13 protein-coding genes are annotated in these 17085 nt (G+C 70.2%); 5 read left to right on the forward strand and 8 right to left on the reverse strand.

All coding sequences use genetic code 11. The annotated features are described in order from the left end of the window. Positions 1 to 86 precede the first annotated feature (86 nt). Complete coding sequence (locus tag JHN45_RS19700) at positions 87 to 944, reverse strand: aldo/keto reductase (protein WP_201049860.1); 858 nt, start codon at positions 942 to 944, stop codon at positions 87 to 89. Positions 945 to 1207: 263 nt separating this feature from the next. On the opposite strand from JHN45_RS19700, the gene JHN45_RS19705 reads away from it, so the two are divergent. Both JHN45_RS19705 and JHN45_RS19710 read left to right on the forward strand, forming a co-directional pair. Beyond that, positions 1208 to 1936, forward strand: a complete 729-nt coding sequence (locus JHN45_RS19705) for a hypothetical protein (protein WP_201049861.1) — start codon at positions 1208 to 1210, stop codon at positions 1934 to 1936. Between the two features lie 137 nt (positions 1937 to 2073). Next, positions 2074 to 2961, forward strand: a complete 888-nt coding sequence (locus JHN45_RS19710) for a Gfo/Idh/MocA family protein (RefSeq protein ID WP_201049862.1) — start codon at positions 2074 to 2076, stop codon at positions 2959 to 2961. Here the strand turns inward: JHN45_RS19710 and JHN45_RS19715 are convergent, their stop codons facing one another. The 3 genes from JHN45_RS19715 to JHN45_RS19725 all read right to left on the reverse strand — a co-directional run bounded on the left by JHN45_RS19715 (position 2962) and on the right by JHN45_RS19725 (position 6994). Continuing rightward, positions 2962 to 3330 carry a hypothetical protein gene (locus JHN45_RS19715; protein ID WP_201049863.1) on the reverse strand — a complete coding sequence of 123 codons (369 nt, stop codon included), beginning with the start codon at positions 3328 to 3330 and terminating at the stop codon, positions 2962 to 2964. Between the two features lie 126 nt (positions 3331 to 3456). Further along, the gene (locus JHN45_RS19720; RefSeq protein WP_201049864.1) at positions 3457 to 4347 is read right to left on the reverse strand and encodes a GNAT family N-acetyltransferase; all 891 of its coding nucleotides are present in this window, start codon (positions 4345 to 4347) and stop codon (positions 3457 to 3459) included. A gap of 226 nt (positions 4348 to 4573) precedes the next feature. Next, positions 4574 to 6994, reverse strand: a complete 2421-nt coding sequence (locus JHN45_RS19725) for a GH92 family glycosyl hydrolase (RefSeq protein ID WP_201049865.1) — start codon at positions 6992 to 6994, stop codon at positions 4574 to 4576. Positions 6995 to 7355: 361 nt separating this feature from the next. Here JHN45_RS19725 and JHN45_RS19730 point away from each other — a divergent pair, with 361 nt between their 5' ends. Then, entirely contained in the window at positions 7356 to 8573 is a 1218-nt protein-coding gene (locus JHN45_RS19730) for a glycoside hydrolase family 64 protein (RefSeq protein ID WP_201049866.1), read from the forward strand. Between the two features lie 50 nt (positions 8574 to 8623). On the opposite strand, the gene JHN45_RS19735 is transcribed toward JHN45_RS19730, so the two are convergent. Then, on the reverse strand, positions 8624 to 10159 hold the full coding sequence (locus tag JHN45_RS19735; RefSeq protein ID WP_201049867.1) for a DUF4331 domain-containing protein: 1536 nt from the start codon (positions 10157 to 10159) through the stop codon (positions 8624 to 8626). A 159-nt stretch (positions 10160 to 10318) separates the two neighbouring features. Between JHN45_RS19735 and JHN45_RS19740 the strand changes: the two genes are divergently transcribed. After that, a complete protein-coding gene (locus tag JHN45_RS19740) occupies positions 10319 to 11422 on the forward strand; it encodes a PP2C family protein-serine/threonine phosphatase (RefSeq protein WP_200712404.1) in 1104 nt (367 codons plus the stop codon). 24 nt (positions 11423 to 11446) lie between these two features. Here the strand turns inward: JHN45_RS19740 and JHN45_RS19745 are convergent, their stop codons facing one another. The 3 genes from JHN45_RS19745 to JHN45_RS19755 all read right to left on the reverse strand — a co-directional run bounded on the left by JHN45_RS19745 (position 11447) and on the right by JHN45_RS19755 (position 15602). Next, positions 11447 to 13693, reverse strand: coding sequence for an MMPL family transporter (locus JHN45_RS19745; RefSeq protein WP_200712405.1), 2247 nt, complete (start codon positions 13691 to 13693; stop codon positions 11447 to 11449). Between the two features lie 94 nt (positions 13694 to 13787). Next, positions 13788 to 14228, reverse strand: coding sequence for an Lrp/AsnC family transcriptional regulator (locus JHN45_RS19750; RefSeq protein ID WP_201049873.1), 441 nt, complete (start codon positions 14226 to 14228; stop codon positions 13788 to 13790). 24 nt (positions 14229 to 14252) lie between these two features. Then, on the reverse strand, positions 14253 to 15602 hold the full coding sequence (locus tag JHN45_RS19755) for a transaminase (protein WP_201049868.1): 1350 nt from the start codon (positions 15600 to 15602) through the stop codon (positions 14253 to 14255). 399 nt (positions 15603 to 16001) lie between these two features. Between JHN45_RS19755 and JHN45_RS19760 the strand changes: the two genes are divergently transcribed. Next, positions 16002 to 17085, forward strand: a 1084-nt coding sequence (locus JHN45_RS19760) for a sensor histidine kinase (protein WP_201049869.1), incomplete at its 3' end; no start/stop codon positions are given.

Genomic DNA, 17085 nt, shown 5'->3' on the forward strand with positions numbered 1-17085 from the left:
TGGTCCTCCCCCTGTGACCGGTTGGCGGGCAAGCGCTTTCTCCCCTTGCCCGCCCTTACTACACCACCTAGGGCGTCACCGCCTCCTCAGGCGGCGTCCAGTTCCGCGAACTCTTCGGCGGAGAGCGTCAGTTCGGGTGCGGCGGCCGAGTCGCGGATCGTCTCGGGGCGGCTGGAGCCCGGGATCGGTACGACGACCGGCGACTTGGCGAGCATCCAGGCCAGGCACACCCGCTGCGGGCTGACGCCGTGCCGCTCGGCGATCTTGGCGAACGGCGCGTAGGCCGAGCCGAGTTCACCGGCGCGGCTGATCCCCCCGAGGGGGCTCCAGGGCAGGAACGCGATGCCGAGTTCGTCGCACAGCTCCAGCTCCGGGTCGCTGGAGCGGAAGGCCGGGGAGAACTGGTTCTGCACGGAGACCAGCCGCCCGTCGAGGATCTCGTTGGCGAGCCGGATCTGCTCCGGGTTCGCGTTGGAGATCCCGGCGAGGCGGATCTTGCCCGCGTCGAGCAGATCCCGGATCGCGCCGACGGAGTCCGCGTACGGGACCCTCGGGTCGGGGCGGTGGAACTGGTAGAGCCCGATGGCCTCCACGCCCAGTCGGCGCAGCGATGCCTCGCAGGCCTCCTTGAGGTACTCGGGGCTACCGTTCAGGGTCCAACTGCCGTCCCCGGGACGGAGATGCCCGCCCTTCGTCGCGACCAGGACGTCCGCACCGCGGTCGTGGGAGGCGAGGGCCTTGGCGATCAGGGTCTCGTTGTGTCCGACCTCGTCGGCGTGCAGATGGTAGGCGTCCGCGGTGTCGATCAGCGTCACGCCCGCGTCGAGGGCGGCGTGGATGGTGGCGAGGGAGCGTGCCTCGTCCGGCCGTCCCTCGATCGACATGGGCATACCGCCCAGGCCGATCGCACTGACCTCGACGTCACCGATACGGCGGGTGTCCATTGCTCGTGCTCCTCTTCCGGTCTTCCGGCTGTCGCGCAGAACCGTGCCGTCCCGCGCCGCCGGACGACCGATCGGGTCGCGGCGGGCAGGGCGCGTCCTCCAGCCTCTCCGGCCCGGGTCCGCAGGTCCAATAGAAGAAATCGAACGCATCCAGCAGCGGGACTGCTCAATCACCGGGCGGCCGCGGCGAGCGACCCGATTGTTAGGACTTCTTAAGACGCCCATGGGCGTCTCCATAGGCAGGGCGCCCAGGCTCGGAGCAGATGCCCAGCGAAGGGACCCCCACCATGGACAACCACGACCTGCTGTCCCGGAGAGGCGCTTGGATCATGGCCGCCGGGCTGGCGTGCGCGGTGGCAGGAGCCGGGTTCGGCAGTACGTCCGCCGTCGCGGACACGTCCTCTCCCGCACCCGCGGCGACGGCCTCGCCGGCTCCGACGCCGACCGGTCCGGAGGGCGGCGGCGCCCAGGCCGACCCCTCCGACGGCGGTGCGACCGGCATCGTCGACACCACGTCCGCATCGGGCTTCACCATGACGACCGCCACGGGCGTGAAGGTGACCGTGACCGAATCCTCCGCCACGAAGACCACCGGAGCCCCGGCCAAGGCCGTGAAGAACGGTGCGAGCGTCCTCGTCCTCGGAACGGTCGACAGCGCGACCGTCGCCGCGACGCGGGTCGTCGTCCAGCGCGGCGGCGACGGCGGAGCGGCAGCCGCAGCGGCGGCGGGAGTGATCGCCTTCCAGCAGGGCACACCCTCGCCGGACAAGTCGGTCGGCCGGATCCCGGACTACACCGAGGGCGAAGGCACGATCATCAACGGCACGACCGCCTACAAGGCGATCAAGGCGGCCCAGGCCGTCGTCCCCGGTGGCGTCAACGACCGTGTCGTCGAGCTGAGCGACGGCGAGTACGAGGTCCACAACATCAGCGTCAACTGGCCGCACCACGTCTTCGTCGACAAGAATTTCAAGGTCGTCGGCTGGGAGTAGGCACTGCCGGGGCTTGCGCACCTGCCCCGTTCGTATGGCACGCTCACCGGCGACCGGCCGCTCGGAGCGACTCCGGTGGTCATCAGGTTCGCCGCGCGGATGCACACCGTGGATCCGCCCCTTGGAGAGGCACCGCCATGCGCATCGGACTGCTCGGCACCGGCCCTTGGGCACAGATGGCACACGCTCCCGCCCTCGCCGGGCACACGGAGTGGGACTTCGCGGGCGTGTGGGGCCGCCGTCCGGACGCCGCCAAGGAACTGGCCGACGAGTACGGCGTCCCGGCCTACGACGATGTCGACGCCCTTCTCGCAGACGTGGACGCCGTCGCCGTGGCCCTTCCGCCGTCCGTGCAGGCCGAGTTGGCGGTACGGGCCGCGCGGGCGGGCCGTCATCTGCTGCTGGACAAGCCTCTCGCCCCGACGGTGGAACAGGGGCAGGCCGTGGTCGACGCGGTGCGGGAGGCCGGGGTCGCCTCGGTCGTGTTCTTCACCACTCGCTTCCTGCCGGAGACCGAGGCGTGGATCGCCGAACAGGCCGCTGCCGAGGGCTGGTTCACGGCTCGGGCCGAGTGGCTGGGCTCGGTGTTCACCAGCGACAGTCCGTTCGCCGCCTCGCCCTGGCGGCAGGAGAAGGGCGCGCTGTGGGACGTCGGCCCGCACGCGCTGTCCGTGCTGCTGCCGGTGCTCGGTGACGTCCGCCGGGTGGCGGCGGCCGTACGGGGTCCCGGGGACACGGCCGTGCTGGTCCTCGACCATGTGGACGGCGCGTCCAGCACGCTCACCCTGAGCCTCACCGCGCCGACCGCGGCGGCGGGGGTCGCGGTCGAACTCCGGGGCGCGACCGGGGTGACCAACCTTCCGGACAGCGCGGGCAGCGCGGTGTCCGCCCTGGTCCGGGCCGCCGACGCGCTGGCCGAGGCCGTCCGTACGGGCCGACCGCACTCGTGCGACGCGGCTTTCGGGCAGCGGGTCACGGAGATCCTGGCGCGGGCCGAGGAGATGGTGGCCGACACGGCCGGCTGATCACTCGCCACCGGACGGCTCCTCGTCCCCGTCCTCGTCGTCGTCAAACGGCTCGTCGCTCCACCGGAACCAGGCCCGCTCCCCCTCGATGTGCAGCAGGAACTCGGGCACGGGCCCGTCCGGCGAGGTGAGCGTGACGTGTCTCCGGACCTCGTCGTAGGCCTCCTCCCACCGCGTCCAGTCGTCGTCCGCCTGGGCCAGGGCGAGTTCCCGCGCGAACAGGTCCCGTACGGCGTCGAAAGCCGGACCCGCGGTGAACTTGCCCGACAGCCAAGGGAAATCGGCGTCGTCGATCAGGATCTCGCCGACCAGTTCCCCGGCCGTGTCCTCACTCCCGCGCACCTGCCAGACCTCGCCGACGAACCCCATGCCCGCCTCCATCCCGCCGTAGAGCCATGTGCCGTAGATCGACCTGCCGCCAGCATGGCACCCGGCACTGACAGTCGGCCCGGAACCGATCACGGGCCGGGCCGACTGTCCTACGGGCCGACGCGTCTACTCGACGAACTGGAAGTTGGCGCGCTCGCGAATGACCGGATAGCCGACCGCTGCGAAGTGCGCGGCCATCGGGAAGTTGCCCTGGTCCGTGGCGGCGGCGATGAACTCGGCGCCGCGTTCGGCGAGGTAGTGCGTGCACTCGGCCAGCAGGTCGCGTGCGTAGCCGTGGCCGCGCTGTTCCGGTACGACTCCGATGAAGCCGACGCAGGGGCCCGACGGGTTGTGGGCCGGGATGTGGATGCCCACGAGGTCGCCCTCGGGGGTGCGGGCCACCTGCCACCACTCGCGCGGGGACGGGCACCAGCGGAAGAAGTCGATCTCCTCCTGTGCGGCTTTTTCGACTCCCCCTTGGCGGATGGCCCGTTGGGCGTGGGCGTCCAGGGTGACGGAATGGATGCGGCGCAGTGCGTCGAAGAACACGGCGTCGTCGGGTTCGGGGGCGAAGTCGAGGCGTCCGGGGCGTTCGGGCAGGCCGCACTCCGGGGTCCATCGGTAGATGAACCGCTCGACGAGGAGCTCGTAGCCGGCCGCGCGCAGGGCGGTGAAGCGGGCTTCGGCGGCGGCGCGGGTCTCGGGGCTGTCGCGCCAGCCGGGAGGGAGGTTCAGCTCCGCGTCGACTCGCCAGGGCACACTGCGCAGGAGTTCGGCGCCCGCCTCCTCTTCGCCCTCGATCAGGTCGAGGCAGTCGATGGTCAGGGGTTCGGTGTCGTCCGGGCCGCCCCACCAGGCGGCGCGCGCGACGACCGTGCCGTCGCGCAGGGCCACCCGCTGCCAGTCGGGTCGCCAAGTCGTGAGCCGGTGCGCGGCTCGGGCGCCGAGCGGGTCGGGAAGTGCGTCGAAAAGGTGCGCGTCGTTCTCGTCGAGCGCGCGAATGACCAGGTCGGTCATGGACTGATTCCTCCGGGATGCGTACTGCGTGAAGCGCTCCCGGTCAGGTCAGTCGAGGCACACCGGGTCAACAGGGAGGGAGCGCTGGGGTGTTGTGAGCCTCATGGCACTCGCCTCCTCTCGTCGGTCTCATGGCGTGCAGTTGCACGCTAGGGGATCGATCTCCCGGCCGTCCAACCATTTTTGACCGGCCCGGCGGAGCGGGACTCCGCCGGGCCGGTGCACATCACTTCGGGAGTTGTCCCGGGTCGGTCGCCCAGCTCGTGTCGGGCTCGGTGGCCAGCCTGAAGTCCAGCCTGCCGCCCTTGAGGGTCAGGGCGGCGCCGGTCCACGAGCGAGTGAGGTCGCGGCCGTTGAGCCGTACGGCGTCGACGTACGGGTGGGTGTCGTCGGCGTCGGGTGCGGTGATGACGATGTCCGTGCGGCCGGGCCGGTCCAGGACCGCCTTCGGGAAGAGCGGTGCGCCGAGCAGCAGGTCGGCGCTGCCCGGGGTGCGCGGATAGATGCCGAGGGCGGAGAACACGTACCAGGCGGACATGGTGCCCAGGTCGTCGTTGCCGGGCAGGCCCTTGGGGCCGGTGCCGTACGCGGTGTCGAGGATCTGGCGGACCGTCGCCTGGGTCTTCCAGGGCCGGCCGAGGGAGTTGTACAGCCACGGGGCATGGATGTCGGGCTCGTTGGTGGGGTCGTAGCGCATTGCGTCGCCGCCCCGGACCGACCATGCCCCGTCCGCCGTGTGGAAGAACCCGTCGAGCCGGGTGGCGGCCGTCTCGCGTCCGCCCATCGCCTCGGCGAGGCCCTGTACGTCCTGCGGGACCATCCACACATAGGCGGCGGCCGAGCCCTGGGCGAAGCCGAGGTCGCTCGCCGGGTTGAACGGGGTCACCCAGGAGCCGTCGAGGTTGCGGGCCTGGATGTAGCCGGTGGCGGGGTTGAAGACGTTGCGCCAGTAGGCGCCTCGCGCCTCGAAGTCCTTCGCCTCCTGGTCCCGCCCGAGCAGTTTCGCCCACTGGGCGAGAGCGGAGTCGGCGACCGCGTCCTCCAGGGTCTCGGCGGCGCCGCCCCAGCAGTGGCAGGCGTTCTGGGCGGCGTAGTGGGAGGTCATGTACTGGGCGAGGTTGGGGCGTTGGCCCACGCACTGGCCTGGGCAGCCGGCGTCCGAGAGTTCGTCCGGGTTGGGCACGGTGGCCTGGTGGACGAGCGAGTCGAAGGCTCCCCTGTAGTCGAAGTTGCGTACACCCATGGCGTAGAAGGTGGCCAGGGTCGCGGCGGACGGGTCGCCGGTCATGACGTGGGTGGCGCCGCTGATGTGCACCCAGCGGTCCCAGACTCCGCCGTTCTGCTGGGCGAAGTCGTAGAGCGATTGAGCGAAGTCGCCCGCGACGGTGGGCTCCAGGAGCGCGAGCAACTGGATCTGGGCGCGGTACTGGTCCCAGCCGGAGAAGTTGCTGTACTGCGCCCGCTGGCCGCGTGCCAGCCGGTGGACGGCCTGGTCCATGCCCCAGTAGCGGCCGTCGGTGTCACTGATCAGGTTCGGTTGCATGAGGGCGTGATAGAGCGCCGTGTAGAAGGTCTGGCGGCGGGCGGGGCTGCCGCCGTCGACGCGTACGGTGCTCAACTCGCGGTCCCACGCGCGGGCGCCCGCTTTCGCGACGTCGGCCACGCGCGCGTGCGGGGCGATTTCCTGGCGGAGGTTGGTCTCGGCTCCGGAGAGGCTGACGTAGGAGATGCCGATCCGCATGTGGACATCGTTGTCAGCCGCCGTGTCGAAACCGACCCAGCCACCGGAACCGCGTCCCGCGCGGTCGGCGCCGGTGGCGTATCCCTCACCTCCGGAGGCGGTCGTCGAACCGGGTGACACCGTGCTGTCGTGCCAGGTGCCGACCGAGGAGAAGGCACGGTCGAAGGAGGCGCTGAAATAGAGCCGGTAGTAGCTCTTGCGGTTGTTGACGCCGCCGTTGGCGCGGCGCCCGCAGAAGGCGCCGGTGAGGACCCAGCCGGTGACCTTGCGGTGGGCGGTGTCGATGTCGACGTGCGCGTCCGCGCTGCCGTTTAGGGAGTTGGAGACGCGGAAGAGGAGGCTCGCCGGGCGGTCGGCGGGGAAGGTGAAGTCGGCGACTCCGGCGCGCTTGCTCACGGCCAGGTCGGCGGTGGCGCCCGAGGCGAGGCCGAGGGTGTAGCGGCCGGGGGTGGCCTTCTCGTCGGCGTGCGAGAAGTTGGACGCGTAGACGGCGTCCTTGGTGTCCGCCGACGGTGACGAGGTGACGTCGCCGACGAACGGCATGATCGGTACGTCGCCGGCCGCGCCGGGGTTGCAGCCCGCGCCGTTGACATGGGTGAGGCTCAGACCGCGGACGCGGGTGGCGCCGTACTCGTAGCCGTTGGCGGCTCCGGTGCTGGTCTGGTCGCCGGTCGTGCTGGTCGGGGACCAGGCGATCATGCCGCCCGGGAGGGTGGCGCCGGGGTAGGTGTTGCCGCCGTTGGACGATCCGATCAGCGGGTCGACGAGGGAGGACAGCTCGCCGGAGGTGCCGGTCGCCGCCGCGATCGCGGGGAAGGGCGCGGCTGCGGCGAGCGCGGTCGTGACCGCCACGGCCGCGACACCGACGCCGAACCGCCTTGCCGTGCCCAGTAGTTGATGACGCATGCGTCAAGTCGCCTTTCGGGGAAGGGACATGGGGCCGAAGACACAGGCCGAAGAGACATGGGGCGTCGCGAGGCTAGGAGGCCGCGCGGTGAGAGGGAAGAGGCAGCCGGGTACGGGCGGTGAAGCGCGGGTGAATGCTTCGCCGGGCGCTTAAGTGATCCTTAAGCACGGATTAAGCCACCCACCTTTCCTCCTTTCCGCAGGTCAGCGCGGTGACGACTTCTCCCGGACCCATTGGCCGAGGCAGTGGTCGTGCGTAATATCGGGCCCCGGCGGCGGTGTCGACGCACGCTGTGAGAGCGCTCTCAAAGCGTCGGCACCGTCCGCTCCGAACGGCCCGACCCGCACGGAGGCCCCCCACATGACTCCCCCGACTCCCCGCCATCGGCGCACACTCGGCCGCCGTCAACTGCTCTTCGCCCTCGGCGGGGCGGCGGTCGCCGCTCCCGCGGTCGCGGCCCTCGCACCGCACGCCCTCGCGGACACCAAGTCCATGGAGACGAACGCCGATCGGGCTCAGATCGGCGGGCTGCCGTTGACCCTCGTCAACAACAGCGGTTCGTTCGACAACGCGAGCGTGCACGTCTACATCGTCGGCAACGTGGACGGCAAGCAGGTGCGGGTCGCCCCCGACGGGACACTCGCGCCGATAGCGCTCTCGGACAACGGCGCCGACGGCTTCACGGACTACGCGATCAGTCTCGACTCCGGTGCGGGGACGACGATTTCACTCCCGTACCTGTCGGGCCGCATCTACGTCTCCCTCGGCGCGAAGCTCAAGTTCAAGGCCGTGGCGGACGGCAACGGCAATCCGGCGCTCCAGTACCCGGCCGGCTGGGTCACCTCCGACCCCAACTACCAAGTCCTGCACGACTGCGCCGAGTTCACGCACAACGCGTCGGGCATGTTCTGCAACACGACGATGGTCGACATGTTCAGCGTGCCGTTGAGCATCCGGCTGACCGGCGCGCAGGACCAGACGACGGGCACGCTGCGCGACGGCGGCCGGGCCTCGGTGTTCGACGCCGTACGGCAGGTCGAGGCGTTCGCCCCGCTGGTCGTGGGCGACACCCGGGTCATCGCGCCGGGGCACGGGCTGGACGCGGGCCTGTTCGCGGCGGACTACTTCGCGCCGTACATCGACGAGGTGTGGAGCACCTACACCGGCAAGGACCTCACGGTCACCACCAACGCGGGTGCCTTCACCGGGCGGGTGCGCGCCGACCGGTTCGCGTTCACCGGCCCCGCCTCGGTCACCTTCGCGAAGCCGTCGACCCGGGACGTGCTGTTCTGCGACGGCAACCTGGCCGCCCCGAACGACGGCACCACGGGTCCGGTCGCGGCCGTCCTCGGCGCGGGCTTCAACCGCTCCACGCTCCTGTCGAACCCCGCCCAACCGACCACCGACGCCTCGGAGTTCTACCGCACCGACCTCACGAACCACTACGCGAGGGCGGTGCACGCGGCCACCGTCGACGGCAGGGCGTACGGTTTCGCCTTCGACGACGTGGCGGACTTCGCGTCGTACGTCCAGGACACGGCACCGACGGGGATACGGCTGACGCTCACGCCGTTCTGAAGCCGGAGAGGGCGGGAGCGCGGCCCCCGCCCTCTCCCGTTCCGAGCGGCTCAGCTCGACCGGCTCATACGTCGACGCCACCACGCCAGACCCGCGCCGATCAGCAGGATGCCCGCGGCGCCCGAGGCCGCCGACGCGGCGATCAGGCCGGTGCTGGGCGTGCCGTCGGCCGAGCCGGTCGGCTGCAGGGCGTTGCCCACCTGATCACGCACGCTGTTGCCACCGGCCGTGCCCTTCGCGAGCGGGCCTCGCGAACCGGCGACAGGCTGGGCCAGGTACGGGAAGGAGGCGCCGAACTTCCGGTCGTTGGCGTCCACCGCGTCCCCCAAGTCGTTCTTGGCGCCGAGCAGTTCGCCCTCGACAACCTGGAGCGAGATGTCCACGACGTCGTCGGTGAGCCGGCGCCCGTTCGGGAAGCCCGCGTTGTCGCCGTCCAGGACACCGAGCCGTTTCGGCGCGGCGGTCGGCCTGATCGAGGTGTTCAGGCGCAGCATCTCGGCCGGTCGTACGCCCGGCGGCTGGTTGAGGCCTTTGACGCCCTTGAGGAAGACGTCGACGAGATCGTTGCGCGGTTCGGCGGGTGCCTTGATCTTGTAGACGGCCTCCATGAGCTTCGGCAGTTCCGGGTTGGTCACGTTCTTCAGGAACTGGGCGTCGTTCCAGGGCGACGACGCGTTGAACTTGTCCTTGTCCTTCAGCGGGTTGACGACTTCGTTGACCAGCGGGTTGCCCAGCCGCGAGACCTGCTCGAACTCACCCTGGGCGTTCTTGCGTTGGGTGGTCGACCAGATGCCGACGACGGGCTGCCGCTTCGACTCGGTGATCATGTCGGTGGGCAGTTGCAGCGCGATCGAGTTGACGTTGTAGCCCTTGAGGGTGTCGTTGCCGACCTCGGACAGGTTCCCGCCGTACAGCAGGTCGAAGACGCGCAGGTCCAGGAAGAACGGGTCGTCCGCCTGACCGGCGAACGTCCGCCCTCCGTGAGCGAGTTGACGGACCGCCTGCCGGCGCAGCGTGCCGTAGTCCGGCATCGACGCCTTGCCGACGTTCGACGGGGCCACCGGTATGTCGTCGGCGAGCTTCGTCTTCGAGACGAGACTCTGGTTGTGCAGCTTGAGCAGGTCGACGTCGTAGGTCTGGGTGACGTTCAGGTCCGGGTCGTCCAGGCTGGTGACCGGGCCCGTGTCGTACAGGAACGTCTTCTTGTTCTTCGTGTGCGTCTTGAAGGTGTAGCGCAGCAGCAACTCACCTTGCGCGTCACCGTTGTTGTCGATGTGGATGTCGTACTGGGCGTCGTCCGCGAACGTGTAGAAGTTCGGGCCGCCCGCCGGGTCCTCGAACGGGATCCAGTTCGCGATGATCGTCGTCGTCTCCGGATCGTCCGGACTGACGAAGGCGTACACGTCCGTGTTGTCGTACTTGGGGTGCCCCGAGATCAGCGGGGCCTCCCGGTGACTGGAGGCGGAAGCCGCCCCCGGTTCCAGCGTGGTCATGCCGGCGGCTGCGAGTCCCCCGGCGGCCAGCGCACCTGCTACGAGGGTCGCGAGGCTCCTGCGCCGCGCACCGCTCCTGGCGATTGGTGTCATACCGTCCGTCCTCCATGCCAACTTCCCTGACGTTCGAGGATTCGGAACGGCCACCCCATGCGGATTGGTGCATATTGACCGATCTGACGGATCTTTCAGTTGATCTATCGATTTGGCGCTCGGCGTGCGGGGCCGGTCCCGCCGTAGGAGCGTGGTGGTGTGGGAAAGGTGCGGGGTCTCGTGTCGCGCCGGAACCGGGAGCCGACCCGGCGCGGCTGGCTGCGGGGCGCGCCCGCTCCCATGTGGGTGCGGGTGCTGCCGGCCGTGCTGGTCGTCGGGGTGGGCGTGGCGACGCTGGTGAGTCCGAACCGGCTGGACATCGGCTTCGTGCTGGGTGCGATTCCGCCGCTGGCAGGTCTGTCGTACGGCCCGGTGGCGACCGTGCTGTTCGGCGGCCTCAGCGTCGCGCTGCTGACCGTTCCGGCCTTCCACCTCAACGATCCGGGCAGTACGGACCTGCTGACCATCTGCTTCGTCGCGTTGCTGAGCGTGTTCATCTCGTTCGTACGGAGTCGGCGCGACGCCCAGCTCGATCTGGAGCGTACGGTCGCCGAGGCCGCGCAGCGGGCCGTCGTGCCGCCGTTGCCGGAGCGGGTGGGCCGGGTGCGGTGCGCGGGGCTGTACCGGGCGGCACAGCGCGGGACGCTGGTCGGGGGTGACTTCTTCGATGTGCGGGACGGGCCGTTCGGGGTGCGGGCGGTGATGGGGGATGTCCAGGGGCACGGGCTGTCGGCCGTGGCGACGGTGGCTTCGCTGCTCGGCGCGTTCCGGGAGGCGGTGCTCGACCGGCCGGAGCTGGAGTCGGTGGCGGCGCGGCTCGACCGCAGGCTCGTGGTGGACTCGGCCAGGTCGCCGCACGCGGAGTTGTTCGCCACGGCCGTACTGCTGGAGTTCTCGGCGGACGCGCGGGCGGTGCGGATCGTGGCCTGCGGGCATCCGGCTCCGGTGCTGCTGCGCGAGGGGCGGGTCACGGAGATCGACATCGCGCCGTGGACGCCGCTCGGTCTGGGTCTGGCCGACTCGGGTCCGCTCGGTGCCGTCACCGTGCCGTTGCTCCCCGGGGACCGGCTGTTCCTGGCGTCCGACGGGGTGTGGGAGGCACGGGACGCCTCCGGTGCCTTCTATCCGTTCACCGAGCGGCTGGCCGCGCTCTCGAACGGCGACTGCGCCGATCTGGCGGAGCGGGTGTGGGCCGATGTACTGCGGCACTCGGAGGAGATCCGGGACGACGTCACCATGCTCGTCCTGACGCCAGAGGACTGAGGACCGAGGACCGAGGACCGATGCTCACGCCCCCTCGTGCTCACCCTCCGCGTCGATGTGCGGCAGGATCCGGTCCAGGAACCGGGGTGTCCACCAGGCGTGCCGACCCAGCAGGGTCATGACGGCGGGGACCATCAGCAGCCGTACGACCGTGGCGTCGATGAGGACGCTGACGGCCAGGCCGAGGCCGAGCATCTTGACCACGATGTTGTCGCTGAGGATGAAGGCCGCGAAGACGCTCACCATGATCAGCGCGGCGCAGGTGATGACCCGTGCGGTGATCTCCAGGGCGTGGGCGACGGACGCCTCGGCGTCGCCGGTGCGCAGCCAGGCCTCGTGGACTCGGGAGAGCAGGAAAATCTCGTAGTCCATGCTCAGGCCGAAGATGATCGCGAACATCATCATCGGGACGTAGCTCTCGATGGGGACCTTGCCGGCGACGCCCAACGACGGGCCGCCCCAGCCCCATTGGAAGACGGCGACGACGACGCCGTAGGAGGCCGCGATCGAGAGGACGTTGAGGACGGCGGCCTTGAGGGCGACGAGGAGGCCGCGGAACACGGCGAGGATGATCAGGAAGGCCAGGGCGACGACCACGCCGATGATCAGGGGCAGCCGGCTCGACACGATGTCGCGGAAGTCGACCTGGGCGGCCGTCGTGCCGGTGACGTACCCCTTCGCGGAGGTGCCGTGGACCGCGTCCGGGAGGGTGTCGTGGACGAGCCGGTTGGTGAGGTCGGTGGTGCTCGCGCTCTGCGGGGACTGCTTGGAGTAGACGGTGCCGACCAGGACGTCCCCGTCCTTGGTGGTCGTGAGCGGGGTGACCTTGGCGGCGCCCTGCACTCCGTCGAGGGTCTTCTGCGCCTGGGTGGTGAGGTTCTGGCGCTGGGAGGACGGGACGCCCGTCTGGTCGATGACGACGGTGAGCGGACCGTTGGAGCCGGGGCCGAAGGCGTCGGTCATCAGGTCGTAGGCGCGGCGGTCGGTGAACGAGGTGGGGTCGGCGCCGTCGCCGATGTGGCCGAGCTGGATCGAGAAGACCGGTATGGCGAGGACGACCACGGTCGCGATGCCCGCCGCGAGGAAGGCCCACGGACGGTGTTCCACGCGCTGGGCGTAGCGGTGCCAGGTGCCCGTGGGTTCGGTGCCCGGCTCTGCGTCGGTCTCGGCGACCGGGCGGCGCACCCGGTAGCGGTCGATGCGTTTGCCGATGAGACCGAGCAGGGCGGGCACGAGGGTGAGCGCGCCGATGACCGCCGACACGACCGTCACGGCCGCGGCGAGGCCGAGTTTGCCGATGAAGGGCACGCCGGAGACGAAGAGTCCGGCGAGCGCGATGATCACGGTGCAGCCGGAGACGAGCACGGCCCGGCCGCTGGTGGCGGTGGCCTGTCCGGCGGCGCGCACGGGATCGCTGCCGTTCATGAGGTTCTGCCGGTGACGCGTGATCAGGAACAGGGCGTAGTCGATGCCGACGCCGATGCCGATCATCGTCGCGAGGGTCGGGGAGACCGTCGCGAAGGTGAACGCCGCCGCCAGCAGTCCGAGGCAGGCGAGCCCGCCGATCACACTGATCAGCGCCGTCACCAAAGGCATCGCGGCGGCGATCACACTGCCGAAGCCGATCAGCAGGACGACGATCGCCACGGCGAACCCGATGAGTTCGCTGACCTTGTCGTCGGCCGCGGGCCGGGCGAGTTCGCCGAGCGGTCCGCCGTACTCGACCTGGGCGCCGGCGGCGCGCAGCGGCTTGACGGAGTTGTCGACGCCGTGGAGGTAGCCGTCACCGAGGGTGGACGGCTGGACGTCGAAGCGGATGGTGATGTAGCCGGTCTTCGCGTCGGACGACAGGGGTCCCACGTTCGGACCGGTGGACGTCGGTGGCTGCGTTCCGGGCTGTGGCAGCGGGTTCTGCACCGACAGGACGTGCGGGAGTTTCTGCAGGTCGCCGACCGTCTGGGACATCTGCGAACTCAGCGAGGTGAGCTGTTTGTCCTTGTCGTGGAGGACGATCTGGCTGCCGTAGCCCCCGGCCGCCGGATCGTGTTCCTTCAGGACCTGCTGACCGTGGTGGGACTGTACGCCGTTGAGCGAGAAGTCGTCCGAATAGTCGCCCCCGAAGGACCTGTTGAGGACCTGGAGCGCGGCCAGCGCGACGAGCCAGGCGACGATGACGATCACGAAGTGCCGGGCACACCACTCCCCCAGCCGCCGCAGCACCCCCTTGGCTGTAGTCCCGCTGCCCCCTGCACTGGATTCCGTGGGCGCCATGACCTCGGCCTTTTCCGCCAGGGGACATTTCCGACATCCCCATTAAACGCCCACGGGATCACTCCGGCATCTCGGGCCCGCGCTCACACCCCGGTCATCCCACGTCCCACAGGAACCGATGGGTGTGAATGCCGAAGTACGGGAACGGCTGCACGCTCCTGACCCCTTCGATCGGCCGCACCACGTCGTTGACGAAGTCCAGCAGGTCGCGCGGTCCCGGGGTGACCACTTCCGCGAACAGGTCGAAGCCGCCGGAGGTGAGCACGGAGTACACCACCTCGTCGCGCAGGGCGAGTTCGTCCGCGACCGTACGCGGGTCGCCGTCCACCTCGATGCCGAGCATGGCCATGGCCTGGCCGCCCATGGCCATCGGGTCGGTCACCCCGACGACCTGAACGGCCTTGGAATCCAGGAGGCGTTGGAGCCGCTGCCGGGCCGCCGACGCCGACAGACCGACCTTCGGTCCGAGGTCGGCGTAGGCGATACGTCCGTCGGTCTGCAGCTCGCGCAGGATGGCCCGGTCGATGTCGTCCACGTGCTTGTTCTCCAACTCCCTGTGTCAGACGGCAAGTTCGGCGAGCGCCTCGGCGAAGACCCGGGTGTGGGTGTCGACGTCCTGCTCGGTGGTGTCGGGGCACATCAGCGCCATGCTGTGGAACGGGGTGAGCAGGATGCCCCGGTTGGCGAGGTAGAGGTGCAGGAAGTCCTCCAGCTCCGGGTCGCCCGCCGCCTCGGACTCGGTGCCGGTGCGCGGGGCCGGGGAGGCGAAGCGGTACTCGCTGCGGGCGCCCAGACGGCTCACCGTCCAGGGCAGCGCGTGCGCGTCGATGCCCTCCTGCACACCTGCCGCGAAACGTTCGGACAGCTTCGCCATGTGGGCGAACGCCTCGTCGGTCAGGACGTGTTGGAGAGTGGCACGCATCGCGGCGACGGAGAGCGCGTTGCCCGCGAGGGTGCCGCCGACCCCGCCCATGTCGACCAGGTCGAGGTCGGCGCGGCCCAGCAACCGGTCGGCGAGTTCGACGGAGAGGCCGTAGGCACCGGCAGGGATGCCGCCGCCGATCGCCTTGCCGATGGTGAGCAGATCGGGTTCGAGGTCCCAGGCGGCGGTGCAGCCGCCCGGTCCCGCGGAGAAGGTGTGGGTCTCGTCGATGATGAGCAACGTGCCGTGTTTCCTGGTCAGTTCGCGTACGGCGGCCAGGTAGCCGGGCTCGGGCAGCACGATGCCGATGTTGGTGAGCGCGGGTTCCATGAGGACGGCGGCGACGTCGCCGTGCGCCAACTCCCGTTCCAGCTGGGCGGGATCGTTGAACTCGGCGACGCGGCTGGTGAGCGTGACATCGCAGGGGGCGCCGACGTTGCCGGGACGGGCGGTCCCGTGGCCGTCCGGTCCGACGACGATGAGCGACTCGTCGACGCTGCCGTGGTAGCTGTAGCTGTTCACCAGGATCTTGGGGCGGTCGGTGACGGCCCGGGCGAGCCGGATCGCCCAGCGGTTGGCGTCGGTCGCGGTGAGCGAGAAGCTCCAGCGGGCGAGCCCGAAGCGGCGGGTCAGTTCCGCGCCGACCCACTCGGCGTCCTCCGTGGGCAGCATCGCCGTGGCGCCGCCCTGTTCGGCGAACCGCCGCTGCACCGCCTCCGCGACCACGGCGGGCGAGTGGCCGGCCATGGCTCCGGTGTCTCCGAGGCTGAAGTCGATGTACTCGTGGCCGTCGATGTCGGTGACGCGGGCGCCCCGGGCGGTGTCGAGGTAGCGGGGGAAGGCTCCGGCGGTCTTGTTCATCCAGGTCATCGGTACCCGCCCGAAGAGATGCTCGGCACGCGCGTAGGCGGCCTTCGAGCGCGGATTGCGCCGCTCGGCCTCGGCGCTCTCCCGGGCGAGCAGGTTCTGGAGGCGGGTGCGGTCCATGGGGTACCCCGGTGGTCTCGGCGACGGAATGTCCGGACGATACGACCGAAAGTACTGCACCAGCAAGGTCTGGCTACGGAATCAGCTGTTGGGACGATCGATTCGTGCGCGCGTCTCGTCGTGCGGTCCATCGTGCGGTCCGGTCGGTTCAGCGAGCCCGCGACACCCTCCACACCGTTCCGTCTTCGCGCCCTGTGCGTCGTCCCCGGCAACTCAACTCCCTTTCCTCACAAGCCATTTCAGACACTTGGCCCAGAAGTGAACAGAGGCCTGTCAGTTTCCAAGGGAACTCCCGCTACACCGTGCGAGAGCGGTCGATGACGGTGTGTACTGTGCTCCGGGCACCCCGCCTCAGGGGCTCGAACTCAGCCCTGCCCGACTTCTCTTGGACTCGATTCGATGACCGAATTACCGGACCTGGTGACCGGTGCGCTCGCCGCCGGCACGCTGTCCGCGCTGGCGCTCGGCGCCGGACTGCTGCGGTCGCGGCGTCAACGTGCCCTGCAGCGCGCGGAGATCGCGGAGCTGCGGGACCGACTGGTCGGCGTTCAGGCGGCGTTGGAGGCCGAGATCGAGCATCTCGCCGTCCAGCGGATTCCGGCCGTCGCCCGCCAGTTGACGCATCCTCGGGTGACCGTGCCGGGTCCGGCGCAGCCGCAGTTCATCGGTTCGCCCCTCGGTATCGCCCTCGAGAACGTGCTCGGCACGGTGCGTTCGGAACTCACCGCGCAGCGCACCCGGATCGACGCCGCCGCGCAGGCCGGGATGCGCGGGGCCACCCGGGAGATCCAGGCCGCGCTGTACCGCCTGCAGGACGCCCTGCGCGCGCTCCAACAGCGGTACGACGAACCGGAGCTGGCGCAGACCCTGTTCATGCTGGACCACGAGAACGAGCAGTCGCTGCGCCGGGCACAGGTCATGGCCGTCGTGTGCGGGGCCTGGGTGGGGCTCGCCCGTGAGGACTCCCACCTCGTGGAGGCGGTGACCGGCGGGCAGGCCCGGCTCGCGGGGTACCACCGGGTGCGGGTGCACAACCACCTCGAAGCCGGTACCGCGCTGGTCTCGCACGCCGTCGAACCGGTCGCGATCATCGTCGCGGAGCTCCTCGACAACGCGCTGCGTCACTCCGCGCCGGACACCGAGGTCGTGGTGAACCTGGAGCACGTCCATCACGGTGTCTGCGTCACCGTCGACGACGCGGGCGTGGGCATGACCCCGGACGAGCGCGAGCACGCCCGGCGGACGGTGGCCGGTACCGACCCGGTCCTGCTCACCGACCTGGGCGATCCGCCGCGCATGGGGTTCGCCGCGATCGGCCGTCTCACCCGGCAGTTTGACCTCGGCGTCGACATCTCCTCCCCCTCCCCGTACGGCGGTGTCCGCGCGGTCCTGCGCGTCGACAGCCACCTCCTGAGCCGGATCGACCCCGAGCGGCAGCCGCCCGCGGCGGGCGCCGCGCGCTCCACCCGCCCGGCCCCCGCTC

This window comes from Streptomyces sp. MBT53 (assembly GCF_016654115.1).
In the GTDB taxonomy this organism is placed as follows: domain Bacteria; phylum Actinomycetota; class Actinomycetes; order Streptomycetales; family Streptomycetaceae; genus Streptomyces.